We start from the raw sequence: 14730 nt of genomic DNA, 5'->3' as shown, positions 1-14730 counted from the left end.
TGAATGCGTTACTTATCAGACGATTAGTGAAGCGCCAGCGCCCCGGGGGCGTCAGGCCCTGACGAGGCCCAGCGCGCGATAGACCGAGTCGAGCGTCGGGCGCGCCAAGGTTCGTGCCCGCGCGGCGCCCGTCGCCAGGATGGCGTCGAGCGATTCGCGGTCCTCGAGCAGCTCGGTGAAGCGCTGCGAGATCGGGCGCAGCGTCTCGACCAGCAATTCGCCCAGTGCGGGCTTGAACGCGCCGAAACCCTGGCCGGCGAATTCGCGCAGCACGTCCTCGGCGCTGCGGTCGGAGACTGCGGCGTAGATGGTGACGAGGTTGAGCGCCTCAGGGCGCCCCACCAGCCCGGCCAGTTCGCCCGGCAGCGGTTCGGGATCGGTCTTGGCCTTCTTGATCTTGCGCATCACCGTTTCGGCATCGTCGGCCAGGTTGATGCGGCTGAGATCCGACGGGTCGGACTTGCTCATCTTCGCGCTGCCATCGCGCAGGCTCATGATCCGCGCTGCGACCGGGGGGATGAAAGGCTCGGGCAGGGTGAAGACCGGCACTTCCTCGCCATTCTCGTTCTTGGGTGCGAAGTCGTTGTTGAACTTCTGGGCGATGTCGCGCGCCAGTTCGAGATGCTGCTTCTGGTCCTCGCCCACTGGCACATGCGTGGCCTGGTAGAGCAGCACATCCGCCGCCTGCAGCACCGGATAGGAGAACAGCGCCACCGACTGGCCCTCGCGATTCTTGCCGGCCTTGTCCTTCCACTGCGTCATGCGGTTGAGCCAGCCCATCCGCGCGGTGCCGCTGAGCAGCCATTGCAGCTCGGCATGCTGCGGGACCTGTGCCTGGTTGAACAGGATCGAGCGCGCGGGATCGATCCCGCAGGCGACCAGCGCGGCGGTCATCTCCAGCGAGCCGCGATAGAGTTCGGCGGGGACATGCGGCTGTGAGATCGCGTGCAGATCGGCGAGGAAGAACAGGCACTGGTTGTTTTGTGCGCCACCGCCTTGGGCTGCTTGAGCGCGGTCGCCCGCATCGATATCGTCCTGCATGCGCACCCAGTTGCGGATCGCGCCGAGGTAGTTGCCGAGGTGCAGATTGCCGGTAGGCTGGATGCCGGAAACGACGCGCATGATATCAGGGTGCTTTCTTTTTGGTGAGGGTGACGATCCTTTGCCGGTCGATCGCGCCGACGGCAAAGGCCACCCCGAAATAGACGAGTGCGGCGCAGCCGACGAGTACCGCGAGCGCGAACAGTCGTGCCAACAGTCCGGCAGCGAAATAGCCGGACAGTAGATCGCGCGCGAACCACAGCGCGGCGCCCATCACCGCCGCCGCGACCAGTTGCCGCGCGATCCGCAGCACCAGCGCGCCGGGTAGCCGGTAATACTGGCGTCGCCACAGCACGATGTAGAGAAAGCCGGTGTTGATCCAGGCGCCGATCACGCTGGCATAGGCGACCCCGACGACGCCGAAGCGCTGGAGAAAGGCAATGTTGAAGGCGACGAACACCGCCAACGAAATGAAGGCCGCATAGACCGGGGTCCGGGTGTCAGCCCGGGCGTAGAAATTGGGCACCAGCACTTTCACCAGCACATAGGCAGGCAGGCCCAGCACCAGCACGGCGAGCACATTGCCCGTCACCGCCGCATCGGCCAGATCGAACCGCCCGCCCTGGAAAATCATGGTCACGAACGGCGTCGCGCAGATCGCCAGCGCGACTGCGGCGGGGATGGTCAACAGCATCGCCAGCTCGATCGCATCGGATTGCACCCGGTCGGCACCTTCCTTGTTCTTGCTGCCGACGAATTTCGACAGCGTGGGCAGGATCGCGGTGCTCAGCGCGATCCCGATGATGCCCAGCGGCAGCTGGTTCAGCCGGTCGGCGTAATTCATGTAGCTGACCGACCCGCTCTCGAGCTGGTTGAGGAAATAGAGCTGCACCAGCGTGTTGATCTGATAGGCGCCCCCGCCGATCGCCGCGGGCAGGGCAATGATCCCGAGCCGCTTCACCTCGGGGGTCAGCCTCGGCCATAGCAGCTTGGGCCGGAAGCCCTCGACCCGGACCCATACGAAAAGCCAGACCAGCTGCATCACGCCCGCACCGGTTACCGCCCAGGCGATCCCATAGGCGGTCTGCTCCACGCTCGCGCCGGTCGCATCCATCCACCGCTCGCCAAGCAGCAGCGCTGCAATCAGCACCAGATTGAGGATGATCGGAAAGCTCGCTCCGGGCGCGAAGCGCGAAACCGAATTGAGCATGCCGGTGAACAGAGTCACCATGCTCACCAGCACGATATAGGGGAACATGATCCGCGCGAAATCGACCGCCATGTCGAACTCGCCGGGATCGACCGGCTTGTCGGCCAGCAGCCAGATCACGCCGGGCATCGCCAGCAGCAGGATGGCAGTCAGAGCGATCAGCACCGGCAGGAAGACGCTCAGCACCTCGTCGCTGAAGCTGCGCGCGGCTTCGAGCCCACCTTCGCCATGCAGCCGCTTGGAGAACATCGGCACGAAGGCGGCCGAGAAGGCGCCCTCGGCGAATAGCCGGCGGAACACGTTCGGGATGATGAAGGCCTGAAACCACGCGTCGGTCACCGCATTGGCACCGAGCACGCGGCTGAAGATCATCTCGCGCGCCATGCCGGCGACGCGGCTGACCATGGTCAGCCCGCCGATCGTCCCGACGTTTTTGAGCAGGCTCATGCCCGAGCCCTGGTCAGCGCGGCGTCAGGCGTTGCCGCCGGGCAGGGGCGCCTGGCCTTCGCCCTGCTGTTCCTGCGCGCGCGCGGCAAGTTGCTGCTGGTAGAGCGCACCGAAATCCATCGGCTCCATCATCAGCGGCGGGAAACCGGCATCGCGGGTCGCATCGGCGATCACGCGGCGCGCGAAGGGGAAGAGGATGCGCGGCGCTTCGGCATAGAGAAAGGCGTGGGCGTGCTCATCGGGCAGGTTGCGCAGGCCGGCGAGGCCGCAATAGCTCAGCTCGACGAGATAGAAATTGCCCTTCTCGCCCTTGGCCGTGATGTTCACCTTGAGCTCGACTTCGTGCACTTCACCGTTGACCGGGGTCGCGCCGATGTTGAACTGCAGATCGATCTGCGGCTGGTCGGTCCACTGGAAGCAGGCCGGCGCATTGGGGTTCTCGACCGAAAGATCTTTCACATATTGCGAGATCATGCCGGCGGCGGGGCGATCGTCCGCGCCGTTGGAGCCGGCTGCGGGATCGGGATTGATGTCGGTAAGGATATCGCCTTCGTCGGCCATGATGCGTAGTCTTTCGTGTCAGTGTTGGCTCTGCGGTGCCTGTCGCGGGCGGCTGGTTGGGCCTGGCACCGGTTCGGAGGCGCGCGTAGCACCTGCTTATGTGTGCGGCAACTGCGCTGCACGGGACGGGGCGGGCCTGCAGGGCGGCGGGAAGAAGCCGCGCGGCGTGTTGTCCATTTGAGTTTTACACCTATGTAGGGCAGGGGTAAGTTACGAAAATCTCGGGCCCGTGCCGCTTGTTCAAACGGGCCAAAACTGCAGGTGCTTTACGTGATACTGGAAATCGTCATCCTCGCCGCCGTCGCCGCCTTTCTCGGCCTGCGGCTTTATTCGGTGCTCGGTCGCCGGGCCGAGCACGAGGAAGAGGTCGTGCCTCGCCGTATCGAACGCGGCGAAGACCGCCTGCCCGCCGATGAGTCGGCGCGCTCCGCCCAGCCTTCGGTGCAATTGCGCCAGGCGGACATTCCCGCCGGGACCGAGGCGGGCGTGCGGGCGATCGCCGGTGCCGATCCGCGCTTCGATGTCGTCTCCTTCCTCGAAGGGGCGAAGGGCGCCTACGGCATGATCCTCGAAGCCTTCTGGGAAGGCGATCGCGAAACCTTGCGCGAATTGTGCGACGACGATGTCTATGAAAGCTTCGCCGGCGCGATCGACGCGCGCAAGGAAGCGGGCGAGACCCTCGCCAACCGGCTGGTGAGAATCGAGAATGCGACGATCAAAAGCGCCGAACTCGACGGGCGGATGGCGCGCGTCGCGGTGCTGTTCGTCGCCGATATCGCTGCGGTGACCCGCGATCGCGATGAAACGGTCATCGCCGGCTCGCTCGACGATGCCGTCGAAAGCCGCGATATCTGGACCTTTGCGCGCCATGTGGATTCGCCCGAACCCAACTGGATTCTCGACGAAACCGATCAGGACTGATCTGCGCAGCGGCGCTGATTCGCCGATGATCCAGGACTGAGGCGCACCTGCGGAAGATGACGATGGGAACTGGCGACAGCATGCGCATCTTCCGCTCTTCACTCGTCCTGGCTGCGCTGGCGCTGCTTGCCGCCTGCACCCGTACCGTCCCCGTGCCGGGTCCGTCCGTGCCCGGAACCCTCGCGGAGAGCGCTGCGCTTGCGGGCATTGCCCGCGGACCGGCGATCGCCTCGCTGGGGCTGGGGCGGAACGACGCCGCCAGTGCGCTCGCGGGCTTCCGCGAATCCTGCCCCAAGCTGCTGATCCGCACCGACCAGAGCGGGCTGACCCAGCGCGACGACTGGCGCCTCGCCTGCGAGGCCGCGACATCCTGGGGCTCCGGCGACGCTGTCCGCTTCTTCGACACCCATTTCGAGACCGCGCGCGTCGGCGAGGGCGCGGCTTTCGCGACCGGTTATTTCGAACCCGAAATCCTCGGAAGCCGCACGCCGCAACCCGGATCCTCCGTCCCGGTCTATCGCATGCCGCCCGATCTCGTTCGCGGCTGGCCGACCGCCATGGCGGAAAGCGAACGCGAGGGGCGTCCCCCGCTCGGGCGAGCCGCTGCCGGCGGCGATTTCGTACCCTATTACGAGCGCGCAGAGATCGAGCAGGGCGCGCTGGCGGGCCGCGGGCTCGAGATTGCCTGGGCGGCAGACCCGATCGAATTCTTTTTCCTCCAGATCCAGGGCTCGGGCCTGCTGCGGCTGCCCGACGGCTCGCGGATGCGGATCGGCTACGCCGGGCAGAACGGGCGCGAATATGTCGGCATCGGCAGCGTCATGCGCGAGCGCGGGCTGCTCGGCGACGGGCCGGGCCAATACGCCGGTTCGATGCAGGGCATCGTCCAGTATCTGCGCGACTATCCCGTAGCGGGCGCGGATCTGATGCGGCTCAACAAGAGCTGGATATTCTTCCGCGAACTCGACACCGACGGACCGCTCGGCGCGTTGGAGATCCCGGTGCGGCGCGAGGCTTCGGTCGCGGTCGATCCGCGCTTCGTCCCGCTTGGCGCGCCGGTGTGGCTCGATCTCGACCGCGATGTGGCAGACGGGCTGTGGGTGGCGCAGGACACCGGCGGCGCGATCAAGGGCGCCAACCGCTTCGACACCTTCTGGGGCAATGGCGCGGATGCGCGGGAGATCGCCGGGGGGATGAGCGGCCGCGGCAGCGCGCTGGTGCTGCTGCCCAAGGGGACCGTCGCGCGTCTCAACGGGCGATGAGGCCACCGCGCGGGCTGTCCGACGAGGAAGCGGAGGCCTGGCACCGCGTCGCCGAAACGGTGACTCCGCTGGTCGTCAGAAAGGTGGAGCCTAAGGCCATTTTGCCGGCAAGTGCGCCGGAAAAACGCGCTGGAGTGGCACCGCCGCTTCCACGACCCGCCAAGCCCAAGGCCCAGCGCGCCCCGGTTCGTCCTCCGCCCAAGCCGCCAGCCGTTCACGGAAGCGAGCTCGACTCGCACTGGGACCGCAAGCTCAAGGCGGGCACGATGGCGCCCGATTTCACACTCGACCTGCACGGCCACGGTCTCGATGCCGCCTATACGCGGCTGATCAGCGGGGTGGCGCAGGCCCGCGCGATGGGCGCGCGCACGGTGCTGCTGGTGACGGGCAAGTCGCGCCCGGTCGATCCTGCAGATCGTGGCACAGCGCGCGGGGCGATCCGCGCCAAGGTGCTCGACTGGCTCGCCGCCTCCAGCCACCATGCCGCCATCGCCGCCATACGAAAGGCGCACCCCCGCCACGGGGGCGAGGGTGCGCTGTACATCGTGCTCAAGCGCGAGCGCTGAGGGTTATTCGGCGGCTTCGCGCATCGCGTCGCCTTCGCCCGAGATCGATTTGGCGCTTGCCATGCCGGGCGCCTTGGATTTGCCCCCGATCTTGTCGCGCACCATTTTCTCGATCTTCTTGCCGATGGCATCGTCCACATTGCGCCAGTATTCGAAGGCGCGGACCAGCACTTTCTCGCTGACCCCATCGGCCAGATGGCCGGCGACGTTGCCGACGAAACGCTCACGCTGCGCATCGTCCATTACCTCGTTGATCAGCGCACGCGGCTGGCTCCAGTCGTCGTCGTCTTCGCGCAGGGTGTAAGCTTCGCGAACCATGTCGCCGTCGGCATACCAGGTCGCCTCGCCGCCGACTTCGGGCTGGGCTGCGGGCCCGCCGTAGGAATTGGGCGCATAGACCGGGTCGACAGCGTTCACCGTCCGCATCGCCCCGGCGCGCGAATAGGAGTTTACCTCGGCATTGCGGGCCACATTGACCGGGATCTGCTTGTAATTGACGCCGAGCCGCGCACGATGCGCGTCCGAATAGGAGAAGCCACGCGCCAGCAGCATCTTGTCCGGCGACAGGCCGATGCCTGGCACCATGTTGTTCGGTTCGAATGCGAGCTGTTCGATCTGGGTGTCCCAATCGACGGGGTTCTCGTTCAACGTCAGTTTGCCGATTTCGATCAGCGGGTAATCCTCGTGCGGCCAGGTCTTGGTGAGGTCGAACGGGTTGATGTGATAGGTCTTGGCGTCCTCGAACGGCATGATCTGGAACTTCAGCGTCCAGCTCGGGAAATTGCCGCCCGAGATCGCATCGAACAGGTCGCGGCGGTGATAGTCGCTGTCCTCGCCGGCCGTCTTGACCGCTTCGTCCTGCGTCAGATGGGCGTTGCCGCCCATGCTGCCCACATCGGTGTGGAAATGCCATTTGACCCAGAACTTTTCGCCCGCATCGTTGATCAGCATGTAGGTGTGGCTGGAATAGCCGTTCATCTCGCGCCAGTTCTTCGGCACGCCGCGATCGCCCATCAGATAGGTGACCTGATGTGCGCTTTCCGGGCTCAGCGTCCAGAAATCCCACATCATGTCGTGATCGCGCAGGCCGTTGTCCGCGCGGCGCTTCTGGCTGCGGATGAAGTGCTGGAACTTCATCGGATCGCGGATGAAGAAGATCGGCGTGTTGTTGCCGACCATGTCGAAATTGCCGTCCTCGGTATAGAATTTCACCGAAAACCCGCGCGGATCGCGCCAGGTGTCGGGGCTGCCGCGCTCGCCCGCTACGGTGGAGAACCGCATGGCGACATCGGTCTTGGTACCGGGCTGGAAGAATTTGGCCTTGGTGTATTTCGTGATGTCGGCGGTGGTTTCGAAATGGCCGAACGCGCCCGAACCCTTGGCGTGCGGCTGGCGCTCGGGGATTCGCTCCCGATTGAAGTTGGCCATCTGCTCGATCAGATAGTGATCGTTGAGCACGATCGGGCCATCGGGGCCCAGCGTCAGCGAATGTTCGTCCGACTGGACTCGGATGCCCGTATCGGTGGTGGTGGGGGGTACGCTCTTGTCGGCCATGGCGACGCCTTTCGGTAGTGTGGAGAATTCACCTAACGAACGCGCGTGCGGCTCCCTACGTTCCGTAGCCCGAGGCTGATATAAGCGTGGTTCAGGCGCTGCTCGCGAGTACCAACGCAAAAGGCCCCCGACATCGCTGCCGGGGGCCTTCCTTAGCTCTAAAGCGAAACCGCCTTACGCGTGGTATTTGGCGCAGGTCAGATCGAACCTGTCCGCGTCCATCACCTTGGTCCAGGCGGCAACGAAGTCGCGCGCGAACTTTTCCTCGTGGCCGTTCTCGGCATAGACTTCGGCCACGCTGCGCAATTGCGAGTTGGAACCGAAGACCAGATCGGTGCGTGTGGCGCGCCATTTCTCGTGGCCCTCCAGGCGGCACTTGCCGACGAATTCCTCGTCACCGCTTTCGTCGACCACTTCCCACAACGTACCCATGTGGAGCAGGTTCACGAAGTAATCGTTCGACAGCACGCCCGGTTTGTCGGTCAGCACGCCGATCGTGTTGCCGTGCTGGGTATGCTTGCTCACCGCGCCAAGCACGCGCATCCCGCCGACCAGTACGGTCATTTCGGGGATCGACAGACCCAGCAGATTGGCGCGGTCTACCAGCATGTCCTCGGTCTTCACGCTGGCGCTGGTCTTTAGGTAGTTGCGGAAACCGTCGGCAAACGGTTCCAGCGGCTCCCAGCTTTCGGCGTCGAACTGCTCCTGCGTGGCATCGCCGCGTCCGGTGGTGACGTTGACTGCCATGCCGAAACCGCCGTCCTTCAACGCCTTTTCGATGGCCGCTGCGCCGCCCAGCACGATGGCATCGGCCATCGAGATGTCGCCGCGCAGCTCGTCCAGCTTGGCCAGGACCTTGCTCAGTTCCTCGGGATCGTTGACCTTCCAGTTCCGCAGTTCGTCGAAGCGGATATGCGCGCCATTGGCGCCGCCGCGATGGTCGGACTTGCGGTAGGTGCTGGCGGAAGCCCATGCTGCCTTGACCAGTTCGGCCACCGTCAGCCCGCTCTCCATGACCTTGGACTTGAAGGCGGATGCTTCGCCATCCGACAGCTGCTTGCCGGCGGGGATCGGGTCCTGCCAGATCAGCTCTTCGGACGGAACTTCGGGGCCCATGTAACGGACCTTGGGGCCCATGTCGCGATGCGTCAGCTTGAACCAGGCACGGGCGAAGGCATCGTCCAGCGCGGCCTGATCGTCACGGAAGCGTTCGGAAATCGCGCGATAGGCCGGGTCCCGCTTCAGCGCCATGTCGGCGGTGGTCATGATCGTCGGGACCTTCTTGTTCGGGTCCCGCGCGTCCGGTGCCATGTCGGCTTCTTCGGGATCGATCGGCGTCCACTGGTTCGCGCCCGCCGGGCTCTGCACCAGCTCGTATTCGTATTTGAACAGCAGGCGGAAATAGTCGCCGCCCCACTGCGTCGGGTTCGGAGTCCACGCGCCTTCGATGCCGGAGGTGGTGATATGGCCCTTGCCGATCTCCTCGGGGTCGGTCAGCCAGCCGAAGCCCATCGAATGCAGCGCTTCACCCTCGGGGGCCTTGCCAAACGTGTCGGAGGGCTCGGCGCCGTGGCACTTGCCGAAGGCGTGGCCGCCGGCGGTCAGCGCGACGGTTTCCTCGTCGTTCATGGCCATGCGCGCGAAGGTTTCCTTCATGTCGCGCGCCATGCCCTCGGGATCGTGCGGATTGCCGCCCGGCCCTTCGGGATTGACGTAGATCAGGCCCATCTGGATCGCGGCGAGCGGGTTCTCCAGCGCCTTGCCCTCGTCGGGCAGGATGCGCGTGGCGACGCCTTCGTCGACCCACTGTTCCTCGCTACCCCAATAAATGTCCTGTTCCGGCTCGTAGACGTCCTTGCGCCCGCCGCCGAAGCCGAACACGGGCCCGCCCATGCTCTCGATCGCGACATTGCCGGTGAGGACGAACAGATCGGCCCAGCTGATGTGCTTGCCGTACTTCTGCTTGATCGGCCACAGCAGGCGGCGCGCCTTGTCGAGATTGCCATTGTCGGGCCAGCTGTTGAGCGGGGCGAAGCGCTGCTGGCCGGAGGAGGCACCGCCGCGACCGTCGCCGGTGCGATAGGTGCCGGCTGCGTGCCAGGCCATGCGGATGAAGAACGGGCCGTAATGGCCGTAATCCGCCGGCCACCAGGGCTGGCTGTCGGTCATCAGCGCGGTAAGGTCGTCCTTGAGCGCCTTGTAGTCGAGCACGTTGAAGGCTTCGGCATAATCGAAATCCTCGCCCATCGGATCGGGCGAAGCGCCGCCCTGAGTGAGGATGTGAAGGTCGAGCGAGTCGGGCCACCAGTCGCGGTTGGTCCGGCCGAGCAGGGCGCGCACGCCTCCGTCACCGCTGAAGGGGCATCCGCCGCTGATATCACCTGTCTTCGCGTCCATGGGCTCTCTCCTCTAGTTTCATCAATCGACTCAGGTCTTGCCTGAGCTACCTGACCAAGATGACGGCTCGGCGATCATTCGTCCAATCGATTAAATGCGTCGAATTGATTGCCTTAAGCGATGGTGCGGCAAGCGGAGCATCCATACGAAAAGCGCCGCCATCCACGGGGGACGACGGCGCTAAGAATTCAGTTTGCTCGGTGGTGTCAGGCGGCCTTCGCGATGTCTTCCACCGGCTCGTTGCGGATGAGGTAGTCGAAGGCGGAGAGCCCGGCCTTCGAGCCTTCGCCCATCGCCACCACGATCTGCTTGTAGGGCACGGTGGTGACATCGCCCGCCGCGAACACGCCGGGCAGATTGGTGCGGCCTTCCTCGTCGATGACGATCTCGCCATGCTGCGAGAGTTCGAGCCCACTTTCCCTGAGCCATTCGGTGTTGGGGACCAGCCCGATCTGGACGAAAACGCCGGCCAGTTCGATCGCCCGCTCGTTGCCCGAATTGCGATCCTTGACCACCAGGCCGTTGACCCGGTTGCCGTCGCCGGTGATCTCGGTGGTCTGGCCCGAGGTGATGATTTCGACATTGGGAAGGCTGCGCAGCTTGGCCTGCAGCACTTCATCGGCGCGCAGCTTGGTGTCGAACTCGATCAGCGTGACATGGCCGACGATCTTCGCAAGGTCGATCGCCGCCTCGACGCCGGAATTCCCGCCACCGATCACCGCGATGCGCTTGCCCTTGAACAGCGGGCCGTCGCAATGCGGGCAATAGGCGACGCCCTTGTTGCGGTATTCGGCCTCGCCCGGAACGCCCATATTGCGCCAGCGCGCGCCAGTCGAGAGGATCAGGCTGCGCGCGCTGAGCGTGGCGCCATTGCCAAGCTCGAGCCGGTGCATGCCGCCCTTTTCCCTGGCCGGAACCAGCTTGGCCGCGGTGGCGAGGTTCATCAGGTCGATCTCGTATTCGCCGACATGCGTTTCCAGCTGCGTGGCCAGCTTGGGGCCTTCGGTATAGGCGGTGCCGGGAAGGTTCTCGATCCCCAGCGTGTCGTGCAACTGACCGCCGAAACGCTCTGCGGCAATCCCGGTGCGGAAGCCCTTGCGCGCGGTGTAGATCGCCGATGATGCGCCCGCGGGGCCGCCGCCGACGATCAGCACTTCGAATGGCTCCTTGGCGGACAGTTTCTCGGCCGCCTTGGCGCCGCTGCCCTTGTCGAGCTTGGCGAGGATCTCGGCCAGCTCCATCTTGCCGTTGTAGAAACTTTCGCCGTTGAGGAAGGTCGCGGGAACGGCCATCACGCCGCGCTCCTCGACCTCGTTCTGAAAGGCGCCGCCCTCGATCAGCGTGGCAGTGATACGCGGGTTTTCGAGCGCCATCAGCACCAGCGCCTGCACCACGTCCGGGCAATTGTGGCACGAGAGCGAGAAATACATCTCGAAATTGTAGTCACCCTCGAGCGCGCGGACCTGCTCGATCAGATCGGCGTCGACCTTGGGCGGGTGGCCGCCGGCCCACAGCAGCGCCAGCACCAGCGAGGTGAACTCGTGCCCCGTGGGCAGACCTGCGAAGCGGACCCATTTGGTCGCGTCGCTGGCGCGGCGGATCACGAAGCTGGGCGTGCGCTCGTCGGTGCCGTCGAAGCTGGCACTGACATCATCGTGCAGCGCGGCGATCTGTTCGATCAGCTCACGCGTCTGCTGCGATTTCGCGTCATCGCCGAGCGAGGCAACGAGTTCGACCGGCTCGCGCAGATTGGCGAGATAGGTCTTCAGCTGCTGGGTGAGACTGGCGTCAAGCATGGCAAATCCTGTTGGCGAAAGCCGAAAACGGAAAAAGCAAAAAGGCCCGGGACGGGAGGGGGGAGGGTACACCCCGGGCCTTCCAGCAGCCCAGGCGAGGCCCGGGCGCTTCGCGGCCACCGTCGAAACGACGGCCGCGGTATCAATTCAGATCCGAAAAATCAGATCTTGCCGACGAGGTCGAGCGAAGGAGCCAGCGTGTCGCCGCCTTCTTCCCACGCCGCGGGGCACACCTGGCCCGGATTGTTGCGGACGTATTGCGCGGCCTTGATTTTGCGGGTCAGTTCGTTCGCATTGCGGCCGACGCCTTCGCAGGTCTGCTCCATGATCTGGATCACGCCATCGGGATCGATGACGAAGGTCGCACGGTCGGCGAGGCCAATGTCCTCGCGCAGCACGTCGAAATTCTTCGACAGCGTGTGGAGCTGGTCGCCGAGGAAAGCGAACTTGAGCTTGCCGATGCGCTCGCTGGTGTCGTGCCAAGCCTTGTGGGCGAAATGCGTGTCGGTCGAGATGCCATAGACTTCGACGCCCATCTTCTGGAGCATGTCGTAGTGCTCGCCGAGATCTTCGAGTTCGGTCGGGCAGACGAAGGTGAAGTCGGCGGGATAGAAGAAGAACACCGCCCATTTGCCGGCGATATCGTCCTGCGTGACTTCGAAAAAGTCCTTGCCGGCCTGGAAGGCGTTGGCTTTGAACGGTTTGATCTGGCTGCCGATGATACCCATGAGAATCTCCTAAATCGGGTGAAACTGATGGTCAGGAGATAGGGTGTGTTGCGCCGCACAAAAGCGCTTTTGTGCGATTGCTAACATCGGAATTATCAATCAGTGGCGTGGAACTTTCGCAAAACGCGACTGGCCGCTGATTTCGTTGCGTTTGATGCAATCGATCGGGGTGCTGAGTGGGTCTTCTATGTCTGGTATTGGGTGGGAAGCGGTCAATCTAGCCTGCGCATCTTCCTCGCAACCCAAACAACTGGGACAGAGAAAAGAAAGATATAGGTAACCGCTCTCGCGCCCCACTCGTCGGTTACAAAATATGCGATTACACCACACGCTAACCCGAATAAGGACCAAGATTGCCAAGCCTTCATAACGCGGCTTTGGCATATGTCCTGAATGTCTGCAAATGGGTCGTTTGCCGACCGGCCGTTACCCGCATTGCGCGCGGTGCAGCAGTTTGTGGTCCGCCAGCACCAGCGCCATCATCGCCTCGACCACGGGTGTGCCGCGGATGCCGACGCAGGGGTCGTGGCGGCCCTTGGTTCGCACCTCGGTTGCCTCTCCCTGCCGATCCACGCTGGCAACGGGCGTAAGGACCGAACTCGTCGGCTTGAAGGCGACGCGGCAAATCACCGGCTGGCCGGTGGAAATGCCGCCCGCGATCCCTCCTGCGTGATTGGCGGCGAATTCGGGCGAGCCATCCTCGCCAGGGCGCATGGCATCGGCGTTTTGTTCGCCCGTCAGCCGCGCGGCGTCGAACCCGTCGCCGATCTCGACCCCTTTCACGGCGTTGACGCTCATCATGCCTCCCGCAAGGTCGCCGTCCAACTTGGCATAGATCGGCGCGCCCCAGCCGGCCGGAACGCCGGTTGCCACGCACTCGACCACCGCACCCAGCGACGACCCGGCCTTGCGCGCATCGTCCACCAGCGCCTCCCAGCGCTTTGCCGCGCTCGCATCAGGGCACCAGAAAGGATTGCGCGCGATTTCCTCCGCGTCGAACGCCGCCGGGTCGATCGCATCGCCGCCGATCTCGGCGACATAGGCCAGGATCGTCACCTCGGGCATGACCAGCCGCGCCACCGCGCCCGCCGCCACGCGCATGGCGGTCTCGCGCGCCGAACTGCGCCCGCCGCCGCGATAATCGCGAAAGCCGTATTTCGCATCATAGGCGTAATCGGCGTGGCCGGGGCGGTAGGTGTTGGCGATTTCGGAATAATCCTTCGATCGCTGGTCGGTGTTCTCGATCAGCAGCGAAATCGGGGTGCCAGTGGTGCGGCCCTCGAAGACCCCCGAGAGAATCCGCACTTCGTCGGCCTCGCGCCGCTGGGTGGTGTATTTCGACTGCCCCGGTTTGCGCGCATCGAGGAAGGGCTGGATATCGTTTTCGGCGAGCGTCAGCCCCGGCGGGCAGCCGTCGACCACCGCGCCGATCGCGGGTCCATGGCTCTCGCCCCAGGTGGTGAAGCGCAAGACGCGTCCGAAGGTGTTCCAGGTCATGCCAGCCACATGCCCGAATATGTGGGCGCAAGTCCATCGGCGCTGGACCGATTGTGCCCGCTTGGCCTAGAACAAAGCATGTCCGGATTTATGCCATGATCGCCAAGCTCAAGGGCCTGCTCGACGACACCGGCCCCGACTGGGCGGTGATCGATGTCGCAGGCGTGGGCTATCTGGTCCATTGCTCGTCAAAGACGTTGGCGGCGCTGGGCGCGGCTGGCGAGGCCTGCACCCTGTTCACCGATCTGCAGGTGAGCGAGAACGACATGCGACTTCTCGGGTTCGCCGAAGCCGGCGAGCGCGACTGGTTCCGGCTGCTGACCGGGGTGCAGGGCGTGGGCAGCAAGGTCGCGCTGGCGATCCTCTCGGCGCTCTCGCCGGGCGAATTGCGCGACGCTTGCGCGCGGGTCGACGCGGCCACGCTGGCGCGCGCGCAAGGCGTGGGCCCCAAGCTCGCGGCGCGGATCGTCAACGAATTGAAGGACAAGGCGGGCGCGCTGCCCGGCGGCGGCGACGGCGCGGGGCTCGCGGCGGTACCGGCGGGCGGGGCGAGCGCCGACGCGGTCTCGGCGCTGCAGAACCTCGGCTTCAAACCCGCCGTGGCCGCGCAGGCCGTCGCCCGCGCGCAGAGCGAGCTGGGCGAGGGCGCGAGCGAAGGCGAACTGATCCGCGTGGCGCTGAAGAAGGCGGCGGGGTGATGTTGTTCGTGCGAGGCATCATGGGCAACATCAAGTTGAACCCTGCGATCAA

The 14730-nt window shown here is 64.9% G+C and carries 12 protein-coding genes; 4 read left to right on the top strand and 8 right to left on the bottom strand.

Translation table 11 applies throughout. From position 1 onward, the window contains the following. Positions 1-51 precede the first annotated feature (51 nt). Genes trpS through secB form a run of 3 tightly spaced genes read right to left on the bottom strand, consistent with a single transcriptional unit; the run spans position 52 to position 3259 of the window. Positions 52-1122 carry a tryptophan--tRNA ligase gene (gene trpS / locus ACWIKC_RS10980; RefSeq protein WP_454597541.1) on the bottom strand — a complete coding sequence of 357 codons (1071 nt, stop codon included), beginning with the start codon at positions 1120-1122 and terminating at the stop codon, positions 52-54. Positions 1123-1126: 4 nt separating this feature from the next. Further along, on the bottom strand, positions 1127-2698 hold the full coding sequence (gene murJ, locus ACWIKC_RS10975) for a murein biosynthesis integral membrane protein MurJ (protein ID WP_454597540.1): 1572 nt from the start codon (positions 2696-2698) through the stop codon (positions 1127-1129). A gap of 24 nt (positions 2699-2722) precedes the next feature. After that, on the bottom strand, positions 2723-3259 hold the full coding sequence (secB, locus tag ACWIKC_RS10970; protein WP_454597539.1) for a protein-export chaperone SecB: 537 nt from the start codon (positions 3257-3259) through the stop codon (positions 2723-2725). Between the two features lie 270 nt (positions 3260-3529). Between secB and ACWIKC_RS10965 the strand changes: the two genes are divergently transcribed. The 3 genes from ACWIKC_RS10965 (at position 3530) to ACWIKC_RS10955 (ending at position 6008) form a co-directional block, all read left to right on the top strand. Further along, positions 3530-4180, top strand: a complete 651-nt coding sequence (locus ACWIKC_RS10965) for a Tim44/TimA family putative adaptor protein (protein ID WP_454597538.1) — start codon at positions 3530-3532, stop codon at positions 4178-4180. A gap of 62 nt (positions 4181-4242) precedes the next feature. After that, entirely contained in the window at positions 4243-5442 is a 1200-nt protein-coding gene (gene mltA, locus ACWIKC_RS10960; protein ID WP_454599486.1) for a murein transglycosylase A, read from the top strand. After that, positions 5439-6008 carry a Smr/MutS family protein gene (locus tag ACWIKC_RS10955; RefSeq protein WP_454597537.1) on the top strand — a complete coding sequence of 190 codons (570 nt, stop codon included), beginning with the start codon at positions 5439-5441 and terminating at the stop codon, positions 6006-6008. The genes mltA and ACWIKC_RS10955 overlap by 4 nt, the downstream gene beginning before the upstream one ends. Before the next feature lie 3 nt (positions 6009-6011). Here ACWIKC_RS10955 and ACWIKC_RS10950 read toward each other — a convergent pair whose 3' ends face one another. From ACWIKC_RS10950 to aroC, 5 genes are all read right to left on the bottom strand, one after another. Further along, on the bottom strand, positions 6012-7562 hold the full coding sequence (locus ACWIKC_RS10950) for a catalase (RefSeq protein ID WP_454597536.1): 1551 nt from the start codon (positions 7560-7562) through the stop codon (positions 6012-6014). A gap of 174 nt (positions 7563-7736) precedes the next feature. After that, complete coding sequence (gene katG, locus ACWIKC_RS10945; RefSeq protein WP_454597535.1) at positions 7737-9959, bottom strand: catalase/peroxidase HPI; 2223 nt, start codon at positions 9957-9959, stop codon at positions 7737-7739. A 206-nt stretch (positions 9960-10165) separates the two neighbouring features. Then, positions 10166-11755, bottom strand: coding sequence for an alkyl hydroperoxide reductase subunit F (ahpF, locus tag ACWIKC_RS10940; protein WP_454597534.1), 1590 nt, complete (start codon positions 11753-11755; stop codon positions 10166-10168). Positions 11756-11916: 161 nt separating this feature from the next. Next, entirely contained in the window at positions 11917-12483 is a 567-nt protein-coding gene (ahpC, locus tag ACWIKC_RS10935) for an alkyl hydroperoxide reductase subunit C (RefSeq protein WP_454597533.1), read from the bottom strand. Positions 12484-12909: 426 nt separating this feature from the next. Continuing rightward, the gene (aroC, locus tag ACWIKC_RS10930) at positions 12910-13980 is read right to left on the bottom strand and encodes a chorismate synthase (protein WP_454597532.1); all 1071 of its coding nucleotides are present in this window, start codon (positions 13978-13980) and stop codon (positions 12910-12912) included. Between the two features lie 95 nt (positions 13981-14075). Here aroC and ruvA point away from each other — a divergent pair, with 95 nt between their 5' ends. Further along, complete coding sequence (gene ruvA, locus ACWIKC_RS10925; protein ID WP_454597531.1) at positions 14076-14678, top strand: Holliday junction branch migration protein RuvA; 603 nt, start codon at positions 14076-14078, stop codon at positions 14676-14678. The last annotated feature ends 52 nt before the right edge of the window (positions 14679-14730 follow it).

The organism is Qipengyuania sp. SM2507 (assembly GCF_053714505.1).
The sequence above is the reverse complement of the archived record's forward strand: the minus strand, read 5'-3'. Positions and strand labels throughout refer to the sequence as shown.

What these genes read in the sequence shown, in the direction of transcription:
- ahpF (WP_454597534.1), bottom strand. Translation starts at nt 11,755, where the DNA reads ATGCTTGACGCCAGTCTCACCCAGCAGCTGAAGACCTATCTCGCCAAT.
- ACWIKC_RS10955 (WP_454597537.1), top strand. Translation starts at nt 5,439, where the DNA reads ATGAGGCCACCGCGCGGGCTGTCCGACGAGGAAGCGGAGGCCTGGCAC.
- murJ (WP_454597540.1), bottom strand. Translation starts at nt 2,698, where the DNA reads ATGAGCCTGCTCAAAAACGTCGGGACGATCGGCGGGCTGACCATGGTC.
- aroC (WP_454597532.1), bottom strand. Translation starts at nt 13,980, where the DNA reads ATGACCTGGAACACCTTCGGACGCGTCTTGCGCTTCACCACCTGGGGC.
- mltA (WP_454599486.1), top strand. Translation starts at nt 4,243, where the DNA reads ATGGGAACTGGCGACAGCATGCGCATCTTCCGCTCTTCACTCGTCCTG.
- ahpC (WP_454597533.1), bottom strand. Translation starts at nt 12,483, where the DNA reads ATGGGTATCATCGGCAGCCAGATCAAACCGTTCAAAGCCAACGCCTTC.
- ACWIKC_RS10950 (WP_454597536.1), bottom strand. Translation starts at nt 7,562, where the DNA reads ATGGCCGACAAGAGCGTACCCCCCACCACCACCGATACGGGCATCCGA.
- ruvA (WP_454597531.1), top strand. Translation starts at nt 14,076, where the DNA reads ATGATCGCCAAGCTCAAGGGCCTGCTCGACGACACCGGCCCCGACTGG.
- trpS (WP_454597541.1), bottom strand. Translation starts at nt 1,122, where the DNA reads ATGCGCGTCGTTTCCGGCATCCAGCCTACCGGCAATCTGCACCTCGGC.
- katG (WP_454597535.1), bottom strand. Translation starts at nt 9,959, where the DNA reads ATGGACGCGAAGACAGGTGATATCAGCGGCGGATGCCCCTTCAGCGGT.
- secB (WP_454597539.1), bottom strand. Translation starts at nt 3,259, where the DNA reads ATGGCCGACGAAGGCGATATCCTTACCGACATCAATCCCGATCCCGCA.